We start from the raw sequence: 24,640 nt of genomic DNA, 5'->3' as shown, positions 1-24,640 counted from the left end.
TCGGTAATTCTTGCTTTCTAATAGGATTTTATATTTTTTCCATGTTTTTATTTCGTTACTTTTTTATATTTCTGATCGTTTCCTAAATCTTTAATTTTCAATATTTTTTTTAATTCCCTTCTGGTAGGTTTCATTAAATAAGAAGTAGAATCAAGCATTTTTCCTTTTATTTGAGTTACAGAATCGAGTTTTTTTAAATCTTTTATATCATACAAGTTTTTAAATTTCAGGCTGTCTTTGTCAATTGAAACAAACTGAACCTTCCAAAATATAGAATCTTTTCTGCTCAAAATTAATTTTCCGTCAATGCGTTTTGCTTTTTGATAAAGAGAAAACCTAAATAATGTATCAATACGTTTTTGAATCAATTCTATAGAATCTCCCTTCGCTAACATCACATAACTATATTTTGTATCCTTTACTTTTAATTTACCATCAACAATGTCATAAGCTTCCTTTAGTGAATCTAGTGCCAGTTTATGAATTTTGAATTTATGAAAATATTCTTCTAGAATCCTATCGTCCTCAATTCTAATAAAAGTCGAATCATTGTTTACATACAATCCTCTAAACTTATTTGGAAAATGGTCTAATTCCGAATCATTGTCTGGCTGGGGATTTTGAAAATAAAAGGTCAAACATCCGTAAACACATTCTGCAACTGCATCTGCTTTTTTACAAGAAACAATCATTACAATTATTGCTAAAACTAAGATTGACTTTTTCATAGAAAGGGTTACTTATAATGACAAAAAATCCCTTTATCATAAACCGTCCATAAACTTGCTTTTTGATTCGCAGCTTTTAGAGCGTTATTTGCCCAAGTATTGCAAGTATAAAAAAGGCTGTAACTTCCTTTTGCTTCATAAAATGCATCTTTCATTCCGTAGCTGTGTCCTTCAATCCATTGTGGATGAACAGAATCGCTAAAACTCTCTGAAATGTAGTTAACCAGACTTTGATAGTTTTCTTTTGAAATCAAAATACGTTTACAGTCGTCGCCTTCTTTTAATTGCTTAAAAAATGTAGTATGCATTGCAGATGAGCTCACACCAAAAGCAGCTTTTAAGGCGGTGCTTGCTTTTAAGTCGGACCATTCTGGAGTATCGAGATAAAAACCTTTGTCTCCCCAGCCAAAAGCAATATAATTCATTACAGAATCTTTTGATTTTGTCTGACTGAACTGGATTTCATTTCGCCAATCTTTTATTTCATTTTTTATTGGAACCACGATATCGGTATGAACTCCGTTGGAAAGAATATAAATAGGAATTGCGTTTTGTTCTTCAACTTTTGAAATATCTGAGTTGACCGTTATTTTAGAAATAATTAAAACAGATGTAATATAAAGAGCCAGAAAAGTAAAAAATCCGAAAAGTGTCCAGCCTAGAAATTTGAAAGTTTTTTTTAGCATTTTGATGATTGGTTTTAAGATTATAGTTTTGGTATTTTTCTGTAACCAATTTTTAAGCCAAAAATTTACTTTTGAAAAAATAACCCACGGATTTTACGGATTCGCTTTCGCGAAAGCGCGGATTTACACGGAATTTTTTTCAAAACGACAATGCAAAAGTATAGTTTCTCATTTTGACGAAGAAGACACGAGCGATAGCGACTGACGAAGTAAATTACACTAGAAACTCAATAAAGATTGGCGACTCTCTTTGTGGATTCACGAGTGTGATTTACTTCGTCAGTCGCTATCGCTCGTGTCTCCTTTCAGTCGAAATGAAAAGCTTTATGATTATTCATTTAAAAACATAAAAAAAACTGCTGAATCTCTCCAGCAGTTTTTATCTATTTTCTTTATTCCATTTTCTCTAGAAAAAAATTATACGTTAAAACGGAAATGCATTACATCTCCATCTTTTACGACATATTCTTTTCCTTCAACTTTGAATTTCCCAGCTTCTTTTGCTTTTGCTTCAGAACCGTATTGAACGTAATCTTCGTATGAAATCACCTCAGCACGAATGAATCCTTTTTCGAAATCAGTGTGGATAACTCCAGCTGCTTGTGGCGCTGTAGCTCCAATATTGATTGTCCAAGCACGAACTTCTTTTACACCAGCTGTAAAATAAGTTTGTTGTTTTAATAATTTGTAAGCCGCACGAATTAAAACTGATGCTCCTGGCTCAGTTAATCCCATGTCTTCAAGAAAAACCTGACGCTCCTCGTAGCTTTCTAATTCTGTAATATCTGCCTCTGCTCCTACTGAAAGAATAATTACTTCAGCATCTTCGTCTTTTACTAATTCGCGAACTTGAACCACATATTTGTTACCGCTTACAGCAGAACTTTCGTCAACATTACAAACATATAAAACTGGTTTTGCTGTAATTAATTGGAAACTTTCTAATAGAACTTCTTCGTCATTGTTTTGAGGAATAATTGTTCTAGCTGATTTTGCTTGTAAAAGAGCTTCTCTAATTCTGTTTAATAAAGCCTCCTCAACCTGAGCTTCTTTATTTCCGGTTTTTGCAGCACGTTTTACTTTTTCTAAACGTTTTTCGATTGTTTCTAAATCTTTTAACTGCAATTCGATATCAATCGTTTCTTTGTCACGAATTGGGTTTACATTTCCGTCAACGTGCACGATATTGTCATTATCAAAACAACGCAAAACGTGAATGATAGCATTACACTCTCTAATGTTTCCTAAAAACTGGTTTCCAAGACCTTCACCTTTGCTTGCTCCTTTTACCAAACCTGCAATATCTACGATATCTACAGTTGCCATTTGAACACGCTCTGGTTTTACTAATTCTTCTAATTTATTGATTCTCGGATCCGGAACGTTTACAACACCAATATTTGGTTCGATTGTACAAAACGGAAAGTTTGCACTTTGCGCTTTTGCATTAGATAAACAATTAAATAATGTTGATTTTCCAACATTTGGCAATCCTACAATTCCTGCTTTCATCTATAGATAATATTTGTTTTTTATTTAATTCTAACGTCTCAAGCCCCGTCAATACTACACTATGCATCAATTAATTAGCTAAAGATTAATCGTATTTATATTACTTTTTAGGATGCTGAAAATTTTGTCAAAATGATATTTTTCGGCATTAAAATTTTGCAAATATAAGATTTAATACCTCTTGATTATACAAAAAATATGGATATCTGTTTTTTTAGTACTTTTCTTAAAAAAAATTAAACTTTTATTTAATATTTTGTTAAATAAAACTACTTTTATCATCAAATTTAACAAACCTCAAAGGAAAATTTAACCAAAACAACATTTAACATGAGAAAAATTGCAATTTTATTTTTTCTATTTAACAGTGTGCTTCTCTTTGCACAAAAACAGGTTTCAGGAGTAGTAAAGGACAATAGCGGAAATCCTCTTCCTGGAGTTAACATTCTCGAAAAAGGAACCAATAATGGTGTTTCTACTGATGTTGACGGATCTTATAAAATAACAGTAAAAGAAGGCGCTTCCTTAATTTTTACTTACATCGGTTACGATACTGTTATAAGATTAGCCAATTCACCACAAATTGACGTTTCACTTTCGGCAGAAGGAGGACAAAATTTAGATGAAGTTGTGGTTACAGGTTCTCGGGCGGCCGTCAGGAGCAATACTACCAGCGCACTGCCTATCGATGTTCTATCATCCAAGGATTTAACTTCTACAGGGCAGGCAACGTTTGACAAAGCGCTGCAATATAAAATTCCTTCCTTTAATACCGTACAAACTCCCGTTAATGATGCCACTTCATTACTAGATCCGTACGAGATTAGAAATATGGGACCTAGCAGAACTTTAATCCTTATTAATGGTAAACGTAAAAATTTAAGTTCACTATTATATGTACAAACCTCTCCTGGCCGTGGAGAAACAGGCGCAGACATTTCAGCAATTCCGACCGATGCTATCGAAAGAGTTGAGATACTTCGCGACGGAGCATCGGCACAATACGGTTCTGATGCGATTGCTGGAGTAATGAATATTATTTTAAAGAAAAACAACAACGACGGATCTTTAACCGTAAGAAGCGGTATCACATCTGAAGGCGATGGCGAGATGCTTGGCGTTAGTTTAAATAACGGTACTACAGTTGGAGAAAAAGGCTTTCTAAATTATACAATCGATTTCTCTAAAGTAAATTTAGCAAACAGACCCGGAACTGTTGATGCAGAAGGTGAAGCTGGTGATTTTGGTGCCGACATAGCAGATGTTCAGTCTTTTCTTGCCAGACATCCCGATGCGAGAAACATCAATGGTTCTCCAGAAACTGCTGCCGCAAAATTCTTAATTAACGGTGGAAACCAAATAAGCGAGACCACAAACTTATATTACAATGCTGCTTATGTCTACAAAAAAGTAAACTCATTTGCCAATTTCAGAACACCTTATTGGAGACCTTTGGCTGATGATCCTTATCTTAATAATTTCTTCGGAAATGGTGATGCCGCTAATCCGTCTTATGATGGTTATGGACCAACTTTTGAAGGTGATTTAAATGATTACAATGGTACATTAGGATTTAAAACTACTAAAAACGGCTGGAATACTGATGCAAGTGTTACTGTTGGTGGAAATAAACAAATCTATATTGTAAATAATTCTGTTAACAGATCAGATATTGTAGATGCTGACGGGAATAATGTGTACCGAGAAAACAGCCCAATTTCTTTTAAACCAGGTGGGACATCTTTTAGTCATGTAGTTGGTAATATTGATGTTTCTAAACTTGTAACAGACAAAATCAGTATCGGTTTTGGAACCGAGTTCAGATCTGAAAACTTTACCGTTATCGAGGGAGACAAAGCTTCTTGGGACGGAACCGGTGCCGACTCTTTTGCAGGAAACCGACCAGAAAATTCAGGAAAATGGAATCGTTACAATGTTGGTGTTTATCTTGATCTAGCCTTTGACATCACAAAAGACTTTTTAATAAACGGAACAGTACGTCATGAAGAATATAGCGATTTTGGAGGAGCAACCGTTTGGAAAGCTAGTACAAGATACAAATTCCTTGATGATAAAATTACTTTGAGAGGATCTGTTTCTACAGGATTTAGAGCACCGACTTTACATCAAATTTATACTCAAAAATCACAATACTCATTCGTAGCCGGACAAGGTATCCAAATCAGCGGTATCATTAATAATATTTCTCCTCAAGCACGCCAATTGGGAATTCCGGCTTTAGATCCTGAAAAATCTACAAATATCACGGTTGGAGTTGGTGCAAAACCTTTCACAAACTTCAATTTCACAATAGATTACTATAATATTAAAGTAGAAGACCGAATCGTATTGGGTGACAGACAAGATACACAATTTGGAAATGTTGCCTGGTTTTCAAATTCATTCGATTCTAGAACTTCAGGTCTAGATGTAGTAGCAAATTATAACAATATCGGAATTGGTGAAGGACGATTAGGATTTAATGTTTCGGGAAATATAACCTTGGAAAACGAAAGAATTTCTCCTGTAACAAACAATTCGTTTGGAGACATCTTAAACTCTCTGACTTTCACTTCAAGACCTGACACTAAATGGATTCTTGGAATAAACTACGAAATCGGCAAATTCGGATTTTCTTTAAACAACACTTATTTTGGCAAAACGACTTTCAATCAGGATGGACTTGATGAAAATTTGAAAACGGAATTCATTCCTAAAATTGTAACCGATTTAGGCATCAATTTTAATGCAACTGAAAAATTTACAATCGCATTTAATGTAAATAATTTATTCAATGTTTTACCTGAATGGAAATTTGTTGCCGAAAATGCAGCTGGACAAGCTCTGCTTGCCGATCCTGATCAAACAAAAGCACAATCTAACCTGATAACTTTCAATCAACGTTATTCTAGAATGACTTATGATGGATTTCATTTCAGCCAATTAGGAACTATGTTTAATTTATCATTAAACTATAAATTCTAAGGCCTAAAAATCTTAAAGAATCAAAAGAGGGAGTTTTAGGACTGCCCTCTTTTTTTGTAACTTTATAACTTAAAAATCAATATTATGGCAAATTTATACGACGGAAAAATGGCCGCTATCTACGATGCAATGTATCAGACTTTTGTAAATTATGATGATGAGTACGCTTTTTACAACAATCTTATTACAGAAAACAATGCTTCTAGTGTGTTAGAAATAGGAAGCGGAAGCGGAAATCTTGCCAAACGATTTCATAAAAACAATCAGAATTACATAGGTTTGGATTATAGCGAAGATATGATTGCCATAGCCAAAGAACGCAACAAAAACGGCACTTTTATAAAAGGAGATATGCGCGATTTTCAATTAAACGAAACTGTCGATTGCATATTGATAACCGGAAGATCGACAAGTTATCTAATTTCAAATCAAGATATAAACAAGACTTTTGAATGTCTTCATAAAAATTTAAACAATGAAGGAATAATCATCTTTGATTTTATTGATGCAAACCGTTTTATCCCTTTTACCAAAGAAAATCCCGTAATTACTCACGAAGCAGATTATCAAGACATACATTACATAAGAGAAAGCCATTGGGACACCAATATGTCTCTCGAAAATTTTATGCTAGAATGGTCAGCGAAATATTACGCTCTAATAAATGGCAAAAAAGAAATGATAGAAAATGATTTTTCAACTGTTCGTGTATTTACACGTAACGAAATCGAACTTTTTTTATACCTAAATCATTTTGAAATACTCCAAACCATAGATCGAAAAACCTATGCTTATGACACCTATGTTATAGTTGCAAAAAAAATCAAACTATAATTTAAATTCCAATGAAGCAATAATAGCTTTTTCTTCTTCAGTTGCCGTAAATCCTGAAAGATCCCAATACTTGGTCAGGATTTTGTTCTTTTTATTAAAAAGTGATTTCTCTTTAAAAACATCACTATCGCTATAGGTAAAGTTCTGTTTCGTAAATTCTGTCGTTACAAAGCTGTTACGAACTTGAACATTCTTTTTAGGCTTGTCTTTTGCAATCAAATCATAAGCAACTTCTTCATTAGAACTTAAAAAATAATAATTTTCTCCATCCAATCTGTAAGAAACTTTTACATACGATCTTGTCAGATTCTTGTCTCCGTTACCTGCTTTTTCTTCGACTTTATCTAGATTTAAAGATGTTACAGTAATTTCGAATTCAATAATTAGCTTTTTTTCAGGATCGTAAACAATTTCAAAATTATCGATTGCTTCTTTTGCTTTATCCAAAGGACTCACAGACATTACATAGTAATCCTTGTTTTTTGAATGTCCTTTTATAGTAAAGTCATATTCTTTTTTTGATTTTGAATCTAATAGTGGATCAAAATATTTAAAGTTAGAATAATTCTCCATGATATTATTCAAATTATAACCTCTTAAATCGGGGCTTACATCTGCTTCTAATAATCCGTACGATCTATTTTGCTCAACAAGTAAAGTCGTTGCATTATTGTTTTTATCAAACTGAAAATTTACCAATCCATCATTATAATAAGAATATTGATTGTTGAGCATAAAAAACTCTCTCACATATACTTTTTGCCTGTGCGAAATACTAATTTTTTTGGTCGAATTGTTTACCAATTTCTGCAATATTTTTTCTGGAGATTCCTTAGACAAAACAACTTCGTCTAATTTATTGTTTTTACTTTTTAAATAAATGACAAATTTTTGATCTCCGTTTAAAGACGTCCAACGTACTGTTAAATCTTCGTAATTCGTTTCAGAAACCTGAACATTAGATCCGCCAGTCAACATAAAAGTAACTTTTCCTTCTTCATTGCTCAACAAAATCTGCTGTGTTTTCATTATAATAACCGTAGCATTTTGTATTGGCTCCAGTGTTTCTATGTCTTTTACAATTATAGAATACTCCTGATTTTGTGCGCAAATGTTAACGTTATATAATACGACAAATAAAAGTATCAATTTCTTCATAAGCGTTATTAAATTTTCAACTAAAGTATTAATTTTTTAATAATAAAGCAATAGTAAAAAAATAAAATACTAGTTATCAAGAAAGTAACTTTTAAAAATACCTGATATCAGGGGCAAAAAAAAACCTGAGTTTTGCTCAGGTTTTTTATAAAAAATATATTCTTTCAGCTTATTCTCCGTGCAAGAATGACTGTCTGTTTAATAAAGTTTCTTCATCTTCTACATGATTGTCATCTGGAACACAACAATCAACAGGACATACAGCGGCACATTGAGGTTCATCGTGAAAACCTTTACATTCTGTACATTTTCCAGGTACGATATAATAGACTTCATCAGAAATAGGAGTTTGCGCTTCTTCAGCATCAATCTCTGTTCCGTCCGGTAAAACTATAGTTCCAGAAAGACTTGTTCCGTCTTTATATCTCCAGTCGTCTGCTCCTTCATAAATTGCTGTATTTGGGCATTCTGGTTCACAGGCCCCGCAATTAATACATTCGTCAGTTATAATTATTGCCATCTTTTTCTTCGTTTCTTAGTTAAAAAATTATAAGTTTAAAATTAAAATACCAAAGATCCTAATCTACTTTGCCTTATAACGTAATATAGCTTATTTTTGTGCAAAATTACAATCAAAACAATTCATAAGCAAACATTATGACATTAGAAACAAAAAAAAGTGTTTTTGTTGAATTAGGAAAATTTTTAAGTCAGTTTTCTGAAAACGGATCCGAAAAAAAATCAGGCGTTTTGCATAACGAGATTTTTTTTGAGGATTTCGAAAAACTAATCCATTTATCACAATCTCATAATGGCTGGTATACTCCGGAGCAGGTTTATTTTGCTGTTCAGTCTTGGGCAGAAGCTTTAACAGAAGAAAATATTACAAAATGGATTTCGCAATACACTTTTAGTGACAACGATTCTGAAAAAACTGTCGCTTTAATCTTGGCTGGAAACATTCCGCTAGTCGGATTTCATGATTTTTTATGCGTTCTGATTACTGGCAATAAAGCTTTAGTCAAAACGTCTTCAAATGATCAGCATTTACTACCCTTTTTAGCAAAATACATTATTGCCATTAATGCAGCATTTGCTGATAAAATCACTTTCGTAGAAGGAAAACTAGAAAATTTTGATGCCGTTATTGCAACTGGAAGCAATAACACTTCTCGTTATTTTGAATATTATTTCAGAGACAAACCATCAATTATTCGTAAAAACAGAAATTCGGCCGCAATTCTGACCGGAAAAGAAACCCACGAAGAACTTGAAGCTTTAGGAGAAGACATTTTTAGATATTTTGGTTTAGGATGCCGAAATGTTTCGAAGCTTTTTGTTCCAAAAGACTATTCTTTTGATAATTTTTTTCATGCAGTTTTTAAATATCAAGATGTTATTCATTACGAAAAATACGCCAATAATTACGATTACAACAAAGCCGTTTTCTTGATGAGCAATTTCAAACTAACCGACAACGGTTTTTTGACTTTAAAAGAAGACGCAAGCTACGCCTCTCCTATTTCGAGCGTCTTTTATGAATACTATGAAAACCTAGAAGAACTTCAAAAACGTCTTTCAGACGATTCAGAACAAATTCAGTGCATAGTAAGCGCCAATTTGACTTCAAACAGCATCGCTTTTGGAGAAACCCAAAAACCGCAATTGTGGGATTACGCAGATAACGTTGATACTATAACGTTTTTGTTAACAACAAAGTAAAAAAATGTTTAATTATTTCGAATATTTTAACGCTTTTTCGTGTCTTATTAACGAAATTTGCGTCTTTAAAATTTTCGACTATTAACAACAACCATGAAAAAACACAACTACAGCGCAGGACCAAGTATTTTACCTCAGGAAGTTTTTGAGAAGGCATCACAAGCAGTATTAAATTTTAATAATTCAGGATTATCTATTCTTGAAATCTCGCACAGAAGTAAAGATTTTGTTGCGGTAATGGATGAAGCTCGCTCCCTTGCTTTAGAATTATTAGGACTTCAGGGAAAAGGTTATCAGGCTTTATTTTTACAAGGCGGTGCAAGTACAGCATTCTTAATGGCACCTTATAATTTATTAAAAGAAAACGGAAAAGCGGCTTATTTAGATTCGGGAACGTGGGCAACTGCGGCCATAAAAGAAGCTAAACTTTTCGGTGAAACTGTTGTCGTTGGTTCTTCAAAAGACGACAATTATAATCATATTCCAAAAGGCTACGAAATTCCAGCTGATGCTGATTATTTCCACTGCACAAGCAACAATACCATTTTCGGAACTCAAATGAAAGAATTCCCAGCAACTAACATTCCTGTTGTTTGCGATATGAGTTCTGATATTTTTTCACGCGAATTAGATTTTTCTAAATTCGACTTAATCTATGCAGGTGCTCAAAAAAACATGGGGCCGGCAGGAACAACTCTTGTTGTAGTTAAAGAAGAAATCTTAGGCAAAAACGGAAGAACAATTCCAAGTATGCTAGATTATACTAAACATATCAAGGCAGAAAGCATGTACAATACTCCATCTGTATTTGCTGTTTATGTTTCTCTTTTAACTTTACAATGGATTAAAGAAAAAGGCGGAATCGCTGCTGTTGAAAAATTAAACAACGCTAAAGCAGAATTACTTTACGCTGAAATCGATAGAAACCCATTATTCAAAGGTGCTGCTGCAGTAGAAGATCGCTCTAACATGAACGTAACTTTCTTACTAACAAACCCTGATCATACTGCAACTTTTGATGCTTTATGGAAAGAAGCTGGAATTTCAGGATTGCCTGGTCACCGTTCTGTTGGAGGTTACAGAGCTTCTATCTACAATGCAATGCCAATCGAAAGCGTACAGGTTTTGGTTGATGTAATGAAAGCTTTAGAAACTAAAGTTTAACGGCTACAGTGAAAACTGTATCTATCAAAAAGAAAAAAAATAATCTAACTCTGTTTCTGTGACAGAAACAAAAACAACATACACATACAATGAAAGTATTAGCAAATGACGGAATTTCTAAAAGCGGAATTGCTGCTTTAGAAAAAGGTGGATTTGAAGTAATAACTACAAAAGTTGCTCAAGAACAAGTAGCTAACTTTATTAACGAAAATAATGTAGACGTAATTTTAGTTCGTAGCGCAACTAAAGTACGTAAAGATATCATCGATGCCTGTCCTGGTATCAAAATCATCGGTCGTGGTGGTGTTGGCATGGACAACATTGACGTTGATTATGCGAAAAGCAAAGGAATCCATGTAATCAATACACCAGCTTCTTCTTCAGAATCTGTTGCCGAATTGGTATTCGGACACTTATTTTCGGGTGTGCGTTTCTTGCATGATTCTAATAGAAATATGCCTCTTGAAGGAGATTCAAACTTTGACGGTTTGAAAAAAGCATACGCTAACGGTGTTGAGCTAAGAGGAAAAACCCTTGGTATCGTTGGTATTGGCCGTATCGGACAAGCTACTGCAAAAATGGCTCTTGGTTTAGGTATGAAAGTTATCGCTGCGGATAGTTTTATTCCTGAAGTTGATGTAAAAGTTGATTTTTTTGACGGACAGTCAATCACAACAAAAATCGTTTCTCAATCTTTAGAATCTTTATTCAAAGAAGCTGATTTCATTACATTACACGTTCCTGCTCAAAATGGATACATCATTGGAGAGAAAGATTTTGAAATCTTAAAAGATGGTGTTGGAATTGTAAACTGTGCTCGTGGAGGTGTTATTGACGAAGTAGCTTTAGTAAAAGCTTTAGACTCTGGAAAAGTTGCTTTTGCAGGTTTAGACGTTTTCGAAAACGAACCAAAACCAGAAATGGCAATCTTAATGCACTCTAAAATCTCTTTGACTCCACACATTGGAGCTGCAACAGGAGAAGCACAAGATAGAATTGGTACTGAATTAGCTTCACAAATTATTACCTTGTTGAGCTAAGAAATTAAAAATAAATTAAATAAAGGGATTTACTGCTTTTCTGTAGTAAATCCCTTTATTTTTTTTTATAATTTTGACATATATCCAAATTGCAATATGAAAACAGATAAAAAAAGCCCTCTAAGCAAATGGATTATTCGCTTGATTTTATTCACTTCTATAATCCTTCTGTGTTTCACCAATATGTTTTCTAACTTATTTTCTCTAATTATCGAAAAAGAATATTTCATCCCTAAACAATCTTCAATTTTCACATTTAACGAAACCGTTCATAATGACGGTTCAAGCGATATATGGAGATATGGAGAAGATTATAGCAATCACTATTACAACTTAAGTTCTTTTAACAAAGATTTCCTGTTTTTTCCTAAAAAGAATATCTCTAATTGTCCCGGATTTAACCCAACAGATATCACAACTTGGTGTGGAGTAAAAATTCCAAATCCTAAACCATAATTTTAACTCAAAACCACACAAATAAGAGATTTGAACAATTATGGCACCAGTTGATCTAAGCAATTCAAAAATAGATTAACTTTGATGGTACTTATTATTATTTTGTAATAAATTACTTTCTTTTTATTAGTTTTGGCGTCTAATCTAAATTCTTATAACCATGTTTGAACAATTAACCCAATTAGTAAAGCAATACGGAGGCGATGCTGTTGTAAACAATAGCGCAGTTCCAAATGAACACAACGAAGCTGTAATAAGCGAAACTAGTTCTTCGATATTTTCAGGATTACAAAAACTAGCTTCAGAAAACGGAGGCGAACAACTTGCAGGCTTATTCAACGGCAATTCACCTATTGACAATAACAATCCTGTTGTAAAACAACTTACAGATCAGCTAAGCGGCAGTTTGGGAGAAAAATTCGGATTGAGCAGTTCAGATTCATCAGGAGTGGCTTCAGGCATGATACCGCAAATCTTAAGCTCATTGGTTAATAAAGCAAAAGATTCCAACGACAGTAGCTTTCAAATTTCTGATATTATCTCTGCGATTTCAGGAAACAGCACACAAGCATCTGGACTAATGGATACGATTTCTAAATACGGAATGCAGTTTGGCCTTGATCAAAACAATGACGGCAAAGTAGATGTTGCAGATGTATTGGTCGTAACCAAAAGCAAAGGTGGTATTTCTGGTTTTATCGGCAGATTATTTGGTAAATCTAGCTCATAAATTAAAGACGCTAACTCAAAGAGGTTGTTTCTAAAAGCACAACCTCTTTTTTGGCTTTACGACAATTGAAAACCCTTTTTTATCCTTTAAAAAGACTTTGCTTCCTTGATTCTTTGCCCTTTGCAACTTTTTCCGTAACTTTAAGTCATGAAAAAGATCGTCTTTATACTAATTATTCTTTTTACAATAATTGCCTGTTCTACGGCATCTCAAAACATTGCGGATAATTCGCAGCCTAAAAAAACAACTGGAAATGATACGGTCAGAATCGCAAATGATTCATTAGAATATGAAGTAATCATCATAGACAACGGATTTAATACTTGGCTTGTTTCGAGAGCACTCCCGAGACACTATTACACTCTCGCTTACCTCGAAAATAAAAACTACCAATATGTAACAGAATGGAACAACAGAGTCATGCAACCCCAACGTTACAATCCAAATCTTTACGAAATGACAATTGACTATAGACCCGAAATCCATTACGGATACGAGGTAAATTACCTTATTTACAACTATATGATTTATTTTCAAAATACTTTCAAACAAAAGCTTGCTGGGTATGTGCCGCAACAATAATGTTAGTATATTTGTAATCGTTATAAATAACTAATGAATAAATTAAAACAACGCTGGGGCATTACCTCAAATCTGCAAGCCATTATCATTCTTATTGTTTTTGCCATCACCGGATCGGCATCTGCATGGCTCTCTAGACCCTTTTGCGACTTGCTCGGAATTCATAAAGAAGATTTTGGCGGTTGGTTTACCTTAATTCGTTTACTCATTATACTTCCGATTTATCAAGTCCTTCTGGTTGCTATCGGTACTATTTTTGGTCAATTCCGCTTCTTTTGGAATTTCGAAAAGAAAATGCTGAAAAGAATGGGGCTTGGATTTTTATTTAAAGATTAATTCTAATAGCTACTTAATCACCTTTTCTTAATTTCTTTGGAGATTTCCTCGAAGATAATAGCAAATTCATTTGTTATTAAAAAATTAAATAAATTTTATTCAAAAATTTAAGATTAAAAAAATCATTACCATTTTTTAAACGCACATTAAATACGAAAAACACATAAACAGCAGGACGGTACAGGATGGTTGTGATGTAAGTTTTATCAATCTTTACATTAGTCAAAATCAAAAACACCAATTGACCTTCAATTAGTTAATTCTGATTTTTACGAAAACTTACTAACCAAACCACCATTAAAATGCTGAAAAATTACTTAACCCCAAAAGTAATAATGACATTCTTATGCCTCATTATTCCTTTAATTTCAACGTTTGCCCAAAATCCGATTATTAAAATTGACTTTGACCACGCCGGAAGACCAAAAGCCGAAGTAAATGAGTTCGATTACACCGCATGGGTTATCGGCTCGGGCGATACAAGCACTTATGTAGAAAACGGAATAACTTTTACCGTTACCAGAAAGGGAACTAACGGTGACGCACTTGGAACCAATTGGTACAAAGCAGGAATACAAGCTCCATATTACGCCAGACTGGTCTGTGACGGAATAACAGTAAAAGGAAATACTGCAAATCAGGGCGCTAAAATAGAATTAAGGATTAAAGGATTGGCTACAGGACAGCATTCGTTTCTAGGATTTTTTAACAATGTAGATAGCCCTACTGCCGGAACTTATAGCCCAATCGATATTTCTCTTGATGGAACGCTGGTTATTGACAATCTTATACCAACTATTAGAGCAACCAAAACCGCTGACGCCCAATCTGCTTATCTAAAATTTCAAGCGGTTGCAGATACTGACGTTGTAATTTTGTTTGCGGCCGAAACTTCGGGAACAGAAACAATTAAAAACTTTATTCTCAATGGTTTTGAGTTAAATACTCCAAATATTGCCTATCAGGCTACCAATCCGAATCCAAAACACAATAATGAACATGTCGAAGTAAATTCGGGTGGCAGATTATTAGAATGGACTGCGGCTTCAAATGGCGTTTCGCATAACATCTATTTTGGTACTGATCCCATTGCTGTTGGCAACGCAACGACTTCTTCACCTGAATTCAAAGGAAATCAGCCTTTAGCCAACACTTCTTATCAGTTAAATGGATTATATACTGGGGAGACTTATTATTGGCGTATTGATGAAGTTTTGAACAATAGCCAAATCGAAAAAGGAAACTTATGGAGATTTCGTCCTGCACAACTCGCTTTTCCTGATGCAGAAGGCTACGGCCGTTTTGCCCGAGGAGGAAGAGGCGGAAAAGTTGTCGCTGTAACCAATCTGAACGACAGCGGTCCGGGAAGTTTTCGCGAAGCGGTTACCAATGACATAGGTCCACGAACCATTGTTTTTAACACTTCTGGAATTATACAATTAAATTCGCGTTTGGTTCTAAGCCAGCCTTATGTAACAGTTGCCGGACAGACCGCACCTGGAAAAGGAATCACTATACGTTCTGCTCCTTTTGGTGTAACAGGAAATGATGCCGTAGTTCAAAACATAAGAGTGAGACTGGGCGCTGGAGCAACTTTTGACGGAATGGGATTAACAGGTGCTGATTACAGTATTATCGACCACTGCTCCATCAGCTGGACAATCGACGAGTCTTTCAGTTCCAGATCAGGAAAAAATATAACTTTACAAAAAACACTAATTTCAGAAGCTTTAAATGCAGCCAATCATCAAAACTATCCTGCAGGAACAGAACATGGTTATGCTGCTACAATTGGAGGAGATATAGGAAGTTTTCATCACAATCTTTTGGCACACTGCTACGGACGCAACTGGAGCTTAGGAGGAGGATTGGATGGTAATGGCGCTTATGCCGGAAGAATGGATATTACCAACAATGTAGTGTACAATTGGGGAGGAAGAACAACCGACGGCGGAACCAAAGAAGTAAACTTCGTTAATAATTATTACAAACCAGGAGCCGGTTCTAAAATATTTGTTGCTTTTAATCAGCAGAACGAAGGAGTTGGAACAGGCATGCAGCAATGTTATTTCAGTGGTAATGTAATGCCTGGCTATTTTGACGAAAGCAACCAGACTATAGGAAGAAAAGCTTCAGGAAATACGGTTTCGTATCAAAACTTTGTCACCACTCCTTTTTTTCCGTCTTATGTCACTACCCAGACTGCAAAAAATGCTTATAAAATAGTCTTATCAGATGTTGGATGCACCCAGCCTGAGTTTGACAGTCACGATCAGCGTATTATAAACGAAACCTTAAACGGAACTTATTCTGCTGTAGGAAGCGTAACCGGAAAACCGGGATTTCCTGATAATGAAGCCGATGCTGGCGGTTTTGAAGATTATCCTGTTATTGTTCGTGATGCCAATTGGGACAGCGATCAGGACGGACTGCCAAACTGGTGGGAAACAATCATTGGTACGAATTTAAATTCTGCTATTGGAGATTTCTCAGATTCAAATGCCGACAACAATAATGATGGTTATACCAATCTTGACATTTACCTGCAATGGATGTCATTGCCACATTACGAATCGGCTGATGGAAGCAAAATAGACATCAATATCCAGAAATTATCTAGAGGTTTTACAAACGGAGTTTCATATGCACTTTCGAATGTGACAAACGGAAATGCCGTTTTAAACTCAGAAATTGTTTCGTTTACACCTGGTGCTAATGGTTTAGGCTCTTTTGAATTTACAGTAACAGATTCAGAGGGAGCTTCAATGAAAAGGAAAGTAAATATTGTAAGTGGTCATTCCTTGCTAAAAACTGATGAATTTATTAAGGAATCTCAAAATTCTTTTAAAGTCTGGCCGGTGCCGAGCAATGGTTCTTTTTCTGTTTTTGCAGACAATGACGATTTTGATACTGCCGATCTTAAGATTTATGATATTAACGGAAAAGAGATTTTAAAACAAAAAATCAAAACGAAAACTGAGGAAAATATTCAGTTGCACTCAAAAGGAGTTTTCTTTATTAAAGTCATCAATCCTCAAACCAAAAAATCGCAATATGTGAAGAAGATAATTATCCAGTAAATTTGCCCCAACAAATTTCGAAAGGCGGTTCGTTTTGAACCGCCTTTTTTTATTTCTTTTGAAAAAAATAAGTATAAATCCACGTAAGTGTAAACGACGGAATGATATCCGTTATCGGCAGGATTTCTTCAATAAATGTCAAAATACTGGCCGCCTTCCCTACTCTTCCTTTATACATTCGCGTCATTATAAAAGCCGCAATCGGAGCCCAGATAATATCTCCTAAATCCCCAAAAATAGTGATTGCGGAAGTAGCCATTCCGATTCCGTCCAAAATTAACCCTATGATTAATTTGGACATTTTATCATCTTCAACAATTGTTTCTTCACTTTTCATCCTAGATTTTTTTATCGTTTTCTTGTTACTGCAAATAACACACCAAAATTTCCGTCGGTCTGCTCCCAGTTTTTAGAAGGCACATAGGCTCTAGAAACAAAACCGTCTAGATACAAGGCATTTTTACATCCAAGCTTTTTAAAATAGCTGGCAAAATCATAAAAATTTATTTCGTTTTTAGACAATACAAAAATTACTTTTCCGTCTGGCAGAATCCCAACTCCGTTTCTTATATTCAAATTCGAAGATCCTTCTTTAAATTCGGGATGAATTTTTCCGTCAATTAAAAGCATTGGTCCAGATTGCGTTGCGTATTCTATTTTTCCGTCATCCACAAACTCTTCCGTTCTGCATATTTTAGCAACTTTATTTGTTGTTAAATAAAATACGCCATTGGGTTTCAAATAAAAATTACCTGCTGCATTGGACGTATCCAAAGATGCCAAAGTCTTTTTCTTTTCGATATAAAGCCCTTGCGGAGCGCTGTTTTTATTATACATTCCCGCATTCATAGCAAAATCCAAAATCAGGTTTTTGCTTTCCATCCAGACTTTCAAATTCTGAATACTTGCAAAATTCTCTCCTTTCTCATTTTTCCAGTACATTTTCAAATCCTGTTTTTTAGGATCAGCAGTATAAATCAAAAAAGAGTTATCATCATACAATTCTGCGCTGGTGAGAAGCAGTAAAAGAGCTATTAAAAGCAGTCTGGTTTTAAATTTCATCTCGAATAAATATTTGCATAAATTTAAAACAAAATTTGATTGATAAATTACATCCTGAGCTCTTAAACTTTCAAATAAACAAGTCTGAATCCTCGTTCATAAAATTCTGTTAGAACCCATTTTTAAATCCGCATAATCTTTGTTTCTTTGTAAAAACAGTTTCAAAAAATGATACAGGCAAAAAACATACATAAATTCTACGATAAGCTTGAGGTTTTAAAGGGAGTCGATCTACATATCAAAAAAGGGGAAATTGTTTCTATTGTCGGCGCTTCTGGTGCCGGAAAAACTACATTGTTGCATATTTTGGGAACTTTAGATAAACCAGAGCGCAACGCAACATCTTCATTGACAATTAATGGCGAAAATGTACTGAAATTACAGGATGTTGAAATCGATAATTCTAAAGAAGAAAGAAATTTTAAAATTGTAAGCTGGGCAATTTCCATTTATCTTATTGCATTGCTTGTCTTTATTATCTTTTTAAGAACCAAATTTCAAGAAGCAATCCGTTCAGAAATCAACATTATTCCTATGTTTTTACCTTTTGTCTTGACGGCAGTCTACATGAGCCGTTATTTCCAGAAGAAAAGCAAACAGGACAAAATACTATCCACTTTTAGAAACTTACATCTAGGATTTATTTTTCAGTTTCACCAATTGCTTCCTGAATTTACGGCGCTGGAGAATGTCTGCATTCCTGCTTTTGCAGCCAATAAACCGAAGGCAGAAACCGAAGCAGAAGCAAAAAGATTACTAAAATATCTCGGACTAGGACACCGAATCGACCATAAACCGAATGAACTTTCAGGAGGAGAACAACAACGTGTTGCCGTTGCCAGAGCCTTAATCAACAAACCAGATGTAATTTTTGCAGATGAACCTTCAGGAAACTTAGACACGCATTCTGCTGAAAATTTACATCAATTATTTTTTAAACTGCGTGACGAATTCGGTCAGACATTCGTAATCGTAACACATAATGAAGAATTAGCCAATATGGCCGACAGAAAATTAGTTATGGTTGATGGCCAGATTAGTAATTAGGAGCTATTTCCAGCTGTTCACTATATCTTTTGTGGCGAACCCCGCCACAAAAGGATGCCGTTCCCATCTAGGCTAGGGCATTTGAATAACAAGAACATTTCATTTCATCATGAATCAAAAAGAACTAAAAGAATTTCTAGACGAAAAAGTCATTCAATACAACACGCTGGATTTTATTGAAAGTGATCCTGTCCAGATTCCGCATCTTTTTACTCAAAAAGAAGATATCGAAATTGCGGGGTTTTTAAGTGCTTCCATTGCTTGGGGGAACCGTAAAATGATCATCAAAAATGCACATAAAATGATGGAATTAATGGGCAATACACCTTATGATTTCGTGATGTCGCATACCGATGATGATTTAACAAAACTCGAAACTTTCGTTCACAGAACTTTCAACGGAAAAGATTTTGGAGGTTTTATAAAAGGCTTGCAGCATATCTACAAAAATCACAACGGACTTGAAACTGTATTTGCCAAAAATCAGGAAAAAGACAGTCTTCAGAAAAGCATCAGCGAATTCAAAAAAATATTTTTCGAAATTGATCATTTGGCCAGAACTCAAAAACACATTTCTGATCCTCTGAATAATTCTGCTGCCAAACGAATCAACATGTACCTGCGCTGGATGGTGCGCCAAGACACAAAAGGAGTTGATTTAGGAATCTGGAAAACTATTTCCCCTTCGGCATTGTCTTGTCCGCTCGACGTACATTCTGGCAATGTAGCCCGTAAACTGGGAATTTTGGAACGAAAACAAAATGATGCAAAAGCATTGGCAGAATTAGACACTAAACTTCGCGAAATGGATGCGACAGACCCTGTAAAGTATGATTTTGCCTTGTTTGGATTAGGTGTTTTTGAAGGATTTTAACAACCTCGATTATCGTTAAATTCAAATAATACTACGGCTACTAATTGATACCTCAAAATCTTTCAAAATAGTACTATTTTTAACAAATGATAAAAACAATAATAGTTGATGATGAATTTAACGCCAGAGAGTTTTTAGAAAAACTTTTGACTCGATATTTTCCAGATAAATTTCTAATTCTGGACAAATGTGAAAGCGTTGATGAAGCAATTGTTTCAATTGAAAAATACAATCCTGAATTAGTTTTTCTTGATGTTCAAATGCCTAACAAAAATGGTTTTCAGCTTTTTAAGGAATTGAATAAAGTAAATTTTGAAGTTATTTTTACAACGGCACATTCAGAGTTTGCCATCGATGCAATAAAATGCAGTGCACTGGATTATTTGTTAAAGCCAATTAATTATATTGATTTACTAGAGACCATCAAAAAATATGATGACAAACAAAATAAAGCATCTCAAGAAGAAAAACTAAGATTGCTTTTAGAGAACATTGACACTGGAGGTTCAGAATACAACAGAATAGCATTGCCAACAGAAAACGGATTTGAGCTTCTCAAAACCAACTCCATTTTGTATTGTGAAGCTGACAGTAATTATTGTAAAATTGTTTGTCTGGATGGACGAAATATTATCCTATCCAAAACCTTGAAGTATATAGAAGAATTACTTCCTAACTCCATTTTTCAAAGAATTCATAAATCTTATTTAGTAAATCTGAACTACGTTACCCGATTCAACAAAACCAATGAACTTCTTGTTGAACTTACCAATGGTGAAACTTTGCCTGTATCTGTCAGGAAAAAAGAAGATTTTATAAATGCTATCATTCAAAAAAAATAAACTCTTATTTATGCTGCTTATTGTTGTCGAAACAGCTTTTTCGCAACAATTTCCATCAAAGAATTTTTCAACTATTGACGGACTGCCAAACAATAGCATTTATTCGATTTACAAGGACAGCAGGGATATTCTTTGGGTTGGAACTGCAAACGGATTAGCAGCAATCCAAAACGGATCGGTAAAAAACTATTTTACGTCAGATGGTTTAGCACACAATAGTTGCTGGGCGATTGAAGAAGATTATAATCATAATATGTGGTTTGGAAGTCATGGTGGCGGTTTAACCTTTTATGATGGCAAAAAATTTGAAGTAATAAATAAAAACAACGGACTGATTCACGATAAAATCAGACGACTATTTATTCACGAAAATCTTCTCTATATAGGAACTGAATTCGGGATTTCTGTTTTGGATATTAAAACTCATAAAATCATTCTGAGTAAGAAAATTATTGGTTGCAGAAATTTATTTCAGGTAATGGATTTTGTTGAAATAAATTCTAAAATCTATTTTGGAACTTTCAATGATGGATTTTGGCGAGTGGATTTGCCAACAAAAAGCATAAAGTTGATAAACCACAAGCAACCTGATATCTTTTCAATTCATAAAAAAAATGACAGTCTTTTCATTTGTCATAGCGATGCTGTCAATAAAGCCATTAGCAAGATTAGTATAAAAGATTATCTTGCAAATAAAGACGCTAAGATTCATTTTGGAAGCAGTGTTTTCTGGAATTTTATTACTGATAAACGAGGAGAAACCTACATCGCTGGGAATGGAATTAACTTTAGAACAGGCGGTATTTACAAAGTTAACAATAACAAAATCAGCAATCTTAATGCTGTTTTTGGAATTGACAGTTCAGAAGTCTGGAGTTTATTTTATGATGCTCCAACAGATAATCTTTATATAGGAACAATCAATAAAGGCTTATACAAAATCGATTTAAAACAACAGATTAAGTATTATCCTCCATCCTATTTTAAAAAATCAAAATTAGATATTGTATCTATTGTAAATTTCCAAAATCAAGATTTAGTTTTACACAAAGGCGGATTGCTTTATTTGAAAGACAACAAAATTCAGAGTGAGATTTCGAGCCAAAAATTTTATGATTTCGCTCATTACAGTTTTAAGACAAACTCTAAATTATCAGAATATGACTATTTAGTTTCTTTCTCTAAAACCAGATTAGAAGCATTTGAATTAAGAAGTTTCAAAGTTGTAAATTCGATTGTCTGGATCAGCTCAACTATTGGTATGTTTGGAGTAAATAATGGAATAATTACAGAATATTATCCTTATTCTGTAAGTGCTTTCGAATTTGAGAATCCAAACAAAGTTATGTATCAAGTTGCATACGGACGTTTTTGTACTGTAAATGATTTCAAAAACAATAGTGCCTTTAAGCAACATGAAGCAAATGATTTAAATAATCCTAAAGAAGCTTTTACTATTCTTCCATTAGATGACAACTATTTTATAGTCTCAAGTTCTAATGGATTGTATCGTTATAAAAATGGAAAATTTTTCTCTTACTATTTCAATTCGATTTGGAAAGAAAATGAATTGGTTCAAGCCAAAATTAACGACAAAAAAGAGCTTGTAATTGCTAATTCTTTTGGAGACATTTTTATTATTAATGTATCTAAAGGCTTTCAAATAATACAGAAAATTGATCGGAAATTATTGAAAGGGAATTCGATTTCATTTTTAGAGTGCTATAAAGATTTTTTATTTATTGGAACAGAAAAAGGATTGAATATCTATAAAAATGGCACAATTCGTTTAATTGATGAAGAACAAGGTTTAACAGCCAAAGCTTTTACATCTTCCAATATTCAAGGAACGATTTTGAGAATGGGAACCCAAAACGGTTATTTTGAGTTTGATTTTAAAAACTATATTTCGACAAAAAATACTCAAAGAAAAATAAAAATCACAAAAATCGAAGTCAATTTTAAAAGCTTTAATCAAAATGGTTTTAAATGGCTTGATTATGAGTCTGATAAAATTGTGCTTCCTTATAATGAGAATATAATTTCAATTAGTTTTGAACCTCAAAATGCAGAATATCCAAACAAATTAGAGTATCGTTATAAAGTCATAGGATTGACAAATTCGAATTGGACTAAATGGACAAAAGACAAAAGCATTGATCTTACTTATTTGCCCAGTGGTAGATACAAAATAAGACTAGAAATTAAAGATTTATTTTTGGGAGCCGTCTCTTCAAATACTATTTTAGATATTGAAATAACACCTCCTTTCTGGAAAACCTGGTGTTTTCTTCTTTCTAGTTTTCTTATTATTTGTATTGGATGCTATTTAATTTACATTAATCGCATTCGAGCAGTTAAAAGCAAGGAGCGTGCAAAAGCAGAAGTTCAAAAACGTCTGGCCGAAACTAAAATGGAGGCATTGCAAAGTCAAATGAATCCTCATTTTATCTTTAATGCCATGAATTCTATCCAGAACTTTATCATTGATAACAATACTGATGACGCTTTAATGTATATGGGCGAATTTTCAAAAATAATTCGTCAGACACTCAATAACTCCTCTATTCAGCGCATTGCGTTATCAGATGAAATTGAATATTTACAATCTTACATTACGTTGGAAAACATGCGTTTTAAAAATCAAGTTGAATTTGAACTGATTTTAGATGACGAATTGGATTTATTTGAAATAGAAATCCCTCCAATGCTTTTACAACCGTTTATTGAAAATGTATTTGTTCATGCTTTTGATTCTCGTTCCATAAATCCAAAACTCATCTTATCCTTTTCTCAAGAGGAACATTATCTTATTTGTAAAATTATCGATAACGGAAAAGGAATGTTTTCAGTAAATTTAAACAAACTTCATACTTCAAAAGGAATTGACTTAGCCAAAGAACGTATTGCTTTATTTCACATGGATAATTCAAATCCGATAACTATTTCTTCGAATTTAAATGAAGGTACAATGGTGGTTTTGAGACTGCAGATAGATTAAATGTGTTTTATCTGTAATCTTAATATATTTTTTCTAATGCTGAAGGTACAGCATTAGTTCTTCTATCTTATAAGCTCAAAATGTCACTCTTTCAAAATTGCAAATTGTCCTGCGATTTATTTTAATTCGTAATTCTTGAATATGTTACAGACTTTTTTCTTGTCAGGAAATTTCCCATTTGAATTTTCCTGACAAGAAAAAAGTCTTGTTATAGTTGTCATTCAATTATTATAAAAAATTAATACCCAAACGATAAATCAGCAAAATTACACGATAACTAATTCTTAATTTTTTGACAATTAATTTGATTTAGTTTTGGGATGAATTAATAACCTGGGAACTTTAATTATAGATAAAATCATTATTCCAATAAGCCTTCAAGAATATATGTCTATCATAGCTCGTAAACATCAAAATATGCCAGAAAGAAAAGAAAAAGATGATATATGTTTAGAAATTAAAAAATTGTTGATGACCATATCCATCTGTTATAATTGAAAATTTAACTAACAATCAAGAATCTAATACCTATAAAAAATGAGTAGAGAAGAAATAGAAAACAAATTACAAGAAATTTTAATGAATATACTTCATGGCGATGGACAAAACCATACAATAAGAATTGTTTTGTCGGACAATACTGTTTTTAATGGTTTTAGAATTATAGAAAATAGTCAGACATACATTTTGGGTTTAACGGAAGAACAGCGTATAAATCAAATTAAAGGCGAAAGCTTTTTTTTGACGACAGTAATTCTTAAAAAGAAAATAAGGGAATTAGATTGTCCCGAATTATGGTAA

21 protein-coding genes and 2 pseudogenes are annotated in these 24,640 nt (G+C 33.7%); 16 read left to right on the top strand and 7 right to left on the bottom strand.

The annotated features are described in order from the left end of the window. Window positions 1-47: 47 nt before the first annotated feature. The 3 genes from ACFFLS_RS08025 to ychF form a co-directional block, all read right to left on the bottom strand. Complete coding sequence (locus tag ACFFLS_RS08025) at window positions 48-728, bottom strand: hypothetical protein (protein ID WP_379686016.1); 681 nt, start codon at window positions 726-728, stop codon at window positions 48-50. A gap of 8 nt (window positions 729-736) precedes the next feature. Beyond that, on the bottom strand, window positions 737-1,414 hold the full coding sequence (locus ACFFLS_RS08020; protein WP_379689281.1) for a TIGR02117 family protein: 678 nt from the start codon (window positions 1,412-1,414) through the stop codon (window positions 737-739). A 417-nt stretch (window positions 1,415-1,831) separates the two neighbouring features. Beyond that, the gene (gene ychF, locus ACFFLS_RS08015) at window positions 1,832-2,926 is read right to left on the bottom strand and encodes a redox-regulated ATPase YchF (protein WP_379689279.1); all 1,095 of its coding nucleotides are present in this window, start codon (window positions 2,924-2,926) and stop codon (window positions 1,832-1,834) included. Window positions 2,927-3,256: 330 nt separating this feature from the next. Between ychF and ACFFLS_RS08010 the strand changes: the two genes are divergently transcribed. Both ACFFLS_RS08010 and ACFFLS_RS08005 read left to right on the top strand, forming a co-directional pair. Next, entirely contained in the window at window positions 3,257-5,911 is a 2,655-nt protein-coding gene (locus tag ACFFLS_RS08010) for a TonB-dependent receptor (protein WP_379689277.1), read from the top strand. Window positions 5,912-5,995: 84 nt separating this feature from the next. Continuing rightward, window positions 5,996-6,745, top strand: coding sequence for a class I SAM-dependent DNA methyltransferase (locus ACFFLS_RS08005; RefSeq protein WP_379686011.1), 750 nt, complete (start codon window positions 5,996-5,998; stop codon window positions 6,743-6,745). Here ACFFLS_RS08005 and ACFFLS_RS08000 read toward each other — a convergent pair. Both ACFFLS_RS08000 and ACFFLS_RS07995 read right to left on the bottom strand, forming a co-directional pair. Further along, complete coding sequence (locus ACFFLS_RS08000; RefSeq protein WP_379689275.1) at window positions 6,740-7,903, bottom strand: hypothetical protein; 1,164 nt, start codon at window positions 7,901-7,903, stop codon at window positions 6,740-6,742. The two genes, ACFFLS_RS08005 and ACFFLS_RS08000, sit on opposite strands and share 6 nt — an antisense overlap. Before the next feature lie 169 nt (window positions 7,904-8,072). Continuing rightward, window positions 8,073-8,423 carry a 4Fe-4S dicluster domain-containing protein gene (locus ACFFLS_RS07995; protein ID WP_379686008.1) on the bottom strand — a complete coding sequence of 117 codons (351 nt, stop codon included), beginning with the start codon at window positions 8,421-8,423 and terminating at the stop codon, window positions 8,073-8,075. Between the two features lie 137 nt (window positions 8,424-8,560). Here ACFFLS_RS07995 and ACFFLS_RS07990 point away from each other — a divergent pair, with 137 nt between their 5' ends. The 8 genes from ACFFLS_RS07990 to ACFFLS_RS07955 all read left to right on the top strand — a co-directional run bounded on the left by ACFFLS_RS07990 (window position 8,561) and on the right by ACFFLS_RS07955 (window position 17,013). Further along, a complete protein-coding gene (locus ACFFLS_RS07990; RefSeq protein ID WP_379689273.1) occupies window positions 8,561-9,625 on the top strand; it encodes an acyl-CoA reductase in 1,065 nt (354 codons plus the stop codon). 93 nt (window positions 9,626-9,718) lie between these two features. Further along, window positions 9,719-10,789 (top strand): 3-phosphoserine/phosphohydroxythreonine transaminase, encoded by a 1,071-nt coding sequence (gene serC / locus ACFFLS_RS07985; protein WP_379686006.1) that lies wholly within the window; start codon window positions 9,719-9,721, stop codon window positions 10,787-10,789. Between the two features lie 89 nt (window positions 10,790-10,878). Next, a complete protein-coding gene (locus ACFFLS_RS07980) occupies window positions 10,879-11,829 on the top strand; it encodes a D-2-hydroxyacid dehydrogenase (protein WP_379686005.1) in 951 nt (316 codons plus the stop codon). Between the two features lie 96 nt (window positions 11,830-11,925). Next, entirely contained in the window at window positions 11,926-12,285 is a 360-nt protein-coding gene (locus tag ACFFLS_RS07975) for a hypothetical protein (protein ID WP_379686004.1), read from the top strand. A 160-nt stretch (window positions 12,286-12,445) separates the two neighbouring features. Continuing rightward, a complete protein-coding gene (locus tag ACFFLS_RS07970) occupies window positions 12,446-13,015 on the top strand; it encodes a hypothetical protein (protein ID WP_379686003.1) in 570 nt (189 codons plus the stop codon). 147 nt (window positions 13,016-13,162) lie between these two features. Then, window positions 13,163-13,597, top strand: a complete 435-nt coding sequence (locus ACFFLS_RS07965) for a DUF6146 family protein (protein ID WP_379686002.1) — start codon at window positions 13,163-13,165, stop codon at window positions 13,595-13,597. Window positions 13,598-13,630: 33 nt separating this feature from the next. Then, on the top strand, window positions 13,631-13,933 hold the full coding sequence (locus ACFFLS_RS07960; RefSeq protein ID WP_379686001.1) for a DUF6787 family protein: 303 nt from the start codon (window positions 13,631-13,633) through the stop codon (window positions 13,931-13,933). Window positions 13,934-14,235: 302 nt separating this feature from the next. Further along, window positions 14,236-17,013 (top strand): T9SS type A sorting domain-containing protein, encoded by a 2,778-nt coding sequence (locus ACFFLS_RS07955; RefSeq protein WP_379686000.1) that lies wholly within the window; start codon window positions 14,236-14,238, stop codon window positions 17,011-17,013. Window positions 17,014-17,062: 49 nt separating this feature from the next. Here ACFFLS_RS07955 and ACFFLS_RS07950 read toward each other — a convergent pair whose 3' ends face one another. After that, entirely contained in the window at window positions 17,063-17,350 is a 288-nt protein-coding gene (locus ACFFLS_RS07950; RefSeq protein ID WP_379685999.1) for a hypothetical protein, read from the bottom strand. A gap of 11 nt (window positions 17,351-17,361) precedes the next feature. Beyond that, window positions 17,362-18,075, bottom strand: a complete 714-nt coding sequence (locus ACFFLS_RS07945; RefSeq protein WP_379685998.1) for a phosphodiester glycosidase family protein — start codon at window positions 18,073-18,075, stop codon at window positions 17,362-17,364. A gap of 168 nt (window positions 18,076-18,243) precedes the next feature. On the opposite strand from ACFFLS_RS07945, the pseudogene ACFFLS_RS07940 reads away from it, so the two are divergent. From ACFFLS_RS07940 to ACFFLS_RS07915, 6 genes and pseudogenes are all read left to right on the top strand, one after another. Further along, window positions 18,244-18,468 (top strand): annotated as a pseudogene (locus ACFFLS_RS07940) (ATP-binding cassette domain-containing protein); the annotation flags it as partial. Window positions 18,469-18,672: 204 nt separating this feature from the next. Further along, a pseudogene (locus tag ACFFLS_RS07935) lies at window positions 18,673-19,122 on the top strand (ABC transporter ATP-binding protein); the annotation flags it as partial. A 109-nt stretch (window positions 19,123-19,231) separates the two neighbouring features. Then, window positions 19,232-19,996, top strand: coding sequence for a TIGR02757 family protein (locus ACFFLS_RS07930; RefSeq protein WP_379685997.1), 765 nt, complete (start codon window positions 19,232-19,234; stop codon window positions 19,994-19,996). An 86-nt stretch (window positions 19,997-20,082) separates the two neighbouring features. After that, window positions 20,083-20,838, top strand: coding sequence for a LytR/AlgR family response regulator transcription factor (locus ACFFLS_RS07925; RefSeq protein ID WP_379685996.1), 756 nt, complete (start codon window positions 20,083-20,085; stop codon window positions 20,836-20,838). Between the two features lie 10 nt (window positions 20,839-20,848). Beyond that, window positions 20,849-23,839 carry a sensor histidine kinase gene (locus ACFFLS_RS07920; protein WP_379685995.1) on the top strand — a complete coding sequence of 997 codons (2,991 nt, stop codon included), beginning with the start codon at window positions 20,849-20,851 and terminating at the stop codon, window positions 23,837-23,839. A gap of 537 nt (window positions 23,840-24,376) precedes the next feature. After that, entirely contained in the window at window positions 24,377-24,640 is a 264-nt protein-coding gene (locus ACFFLS_RS07915) for a hypothetical protein (protein WP_379685994.1), read from the top strand.

Source organism: Flavobacterium procerum, from assembly GCF_042431625.1.
In the GTDB taxonomy this organism is placed as follows: Bacteria; Bacteroidota; Bacteroidia; order Flavobacteriales; family Flavobacteriaceae; genus Flavobacterium; species Flavobacterium procerum.
This window is presented reverse-complemented; position numbering and strand designations above follow the sequence as displayed.

What these genes read in the sequence shown, in the direction of transcription:
- ACFFLS_RS07960 (WP_379686001.1), top strand. Translation starts at nt 13,631, where the DNA reads ATGAATAAATTAAAACAACGCTGGGGCATTACCTCAAATCTGCAAGCC.
- ACFFLS_RS08025 (WP_379686016.1), bottom strand. Translation starts at nt 728, where the DNA reads ATGAAAAAGTCAATCTTAGTTTTAGCAATAATTGTAATGATTGTTTCT.
- ACFFLS_RS07925 (WP_379685996.1), top strand. Translation starts at nt 20,083, where the DNA reads ATGATAAAAACAATAATAGTTGATGATGAATTTAACGCCAGAGAGTTT.
- ACFFLS_RS07920 (WP_379685995.1), top strand. Translation starts at nt 20,849, where the DNA reads ATGCTGCTTATTGTTGTCGAAACAGCTTTTTCGCAACAATTTCCATCA.
- ACFFLS_RS07955 (WP_379686000.1), top strand. Translation starts at nt 14,236, where the DNA reads ATGCTGAAAAATTACTTAACCCCAAAAGTAATAATGACATTCTTATGC.
- ACFFLS_RS07980 (WP_379686005.1), top strand. Translation starts at nt 10,879, where the DNA reads ATGAAAGTATTAGCAAATGACGGAATTTCTAAAAGCGGAATTGCTGCT.
- ACFFLS_RS08000 (WP_379689275.1), bottom strand. Translation starts at nt 7,903, where the DNA reads ATGAAGAAATTGATACTTTTATTTGTCGTATTATATAACGTTAACATT.
- ACFFLS_RS07990 (WP_379689273.1), top strand. Translation starts at nt 8,561, where the DNA reads ATGACATTAGAAACAAAAAAAAGTGTTTTTGTTGAATTAGGAAAATTT.
- ACFFLS_RS07995 (WP_379686008.1), bottom strand. Translation starts at nt 8,423, where the DNA reads ATGGCAATAATTATAACTGACGAATGTATTAATTGCGGGGCCTGTGAA.
- ACFFLS_RS07945 (WP_379685998.1), bottom strand. Translation starts at nt 18,075, where the DNA reads ATGAAATTTAAAACCAGACTGCTTTTAATAGCTCTTTTACTGCTTCTC.
- ACFFLS_RS08020 (WP_379689281.1), bottom strand. Translation starts at nt 1,414, where the DNA reads ATGCTAAAAAAAACTTTCAAATTTCTAGGCTGGACACTTTTCGGATTT.
- ACFFLS_RS07930 (WP_379685997.1), top strand. Translation starts at nt 19,232, where the DNA reads ATGAATCAAAAAGAACTAAAAGAATTTCTAGACGAAAAAGTCATTCAA.
- ychF (WP_379689279.1), bottom strand. Translation starts at nt 2,926, where the DNA reads ATGAAAGCAGGAATTGTAGGATTGCCAAATGTTGGAAAATCAACATTA.
- ACFFLS_RS08010 (WP_379689277.1), top strand. Translation starts at nt 3,257, where the DNA reads ATGAGAAAAATTGCAATTTTATTTTTTCTATTTAACAGTGTGCTTCTC.
- ACFFLS_RS07965 (WP_379686002.1), top strand. Translation starts at nt 13,163, where the DNA reads ATGAAAAAGATCGTCTTTATACTAATTATTCTTTTTACAATAATTGCC.
- ACFFLS_RS08005 (WP_379686011.1), top strand. Translation starts at nt 5,996, where the DNA reads ATGGCAAATTTATACGACGGAAAAATGGCCGCTATCTACGATGCAATG.
- ACFFLS_RS07970 (WP_379686003.1), top strand. Translation starts at nt 12,446, where the DNA reads ATGTTTGAACAATTAACCCAATTAGTAAAGCAATACGGAGGCGATGCT.
- ACFFLS_RS07975 (WP_379686004.1), top strand. Translation starts at nt 11,926, where the DNA reads ATGAAAACAGATAAAAAAAGCCCTCTAAGCAAATGGATTATTCGCTTG.
- serC (WP_379686006.1), top strand. Translation starts at nt 9,719, where the DNA reads ATGAAAAAACACAACTACAGCGCAGGACCAAGTATTTTACCTCAGGAA.
- ACFFLS_RS07950 (WP_379685999.1), bottom strand. Translation starts at nt 17,350, where the DNA reads ATGAAAAGTGAAGAAACAATTGTTGAAGATGATAAAATGTCCAAATTA.
- ACFFLS_RS07915 (WP_379685994.1), top strand. Translation starts at nt 24,377, where the DNA reads ATGAGTAGAGAAGAAATAGAAAACAAATTACAAGAAATTTTAATGAAT.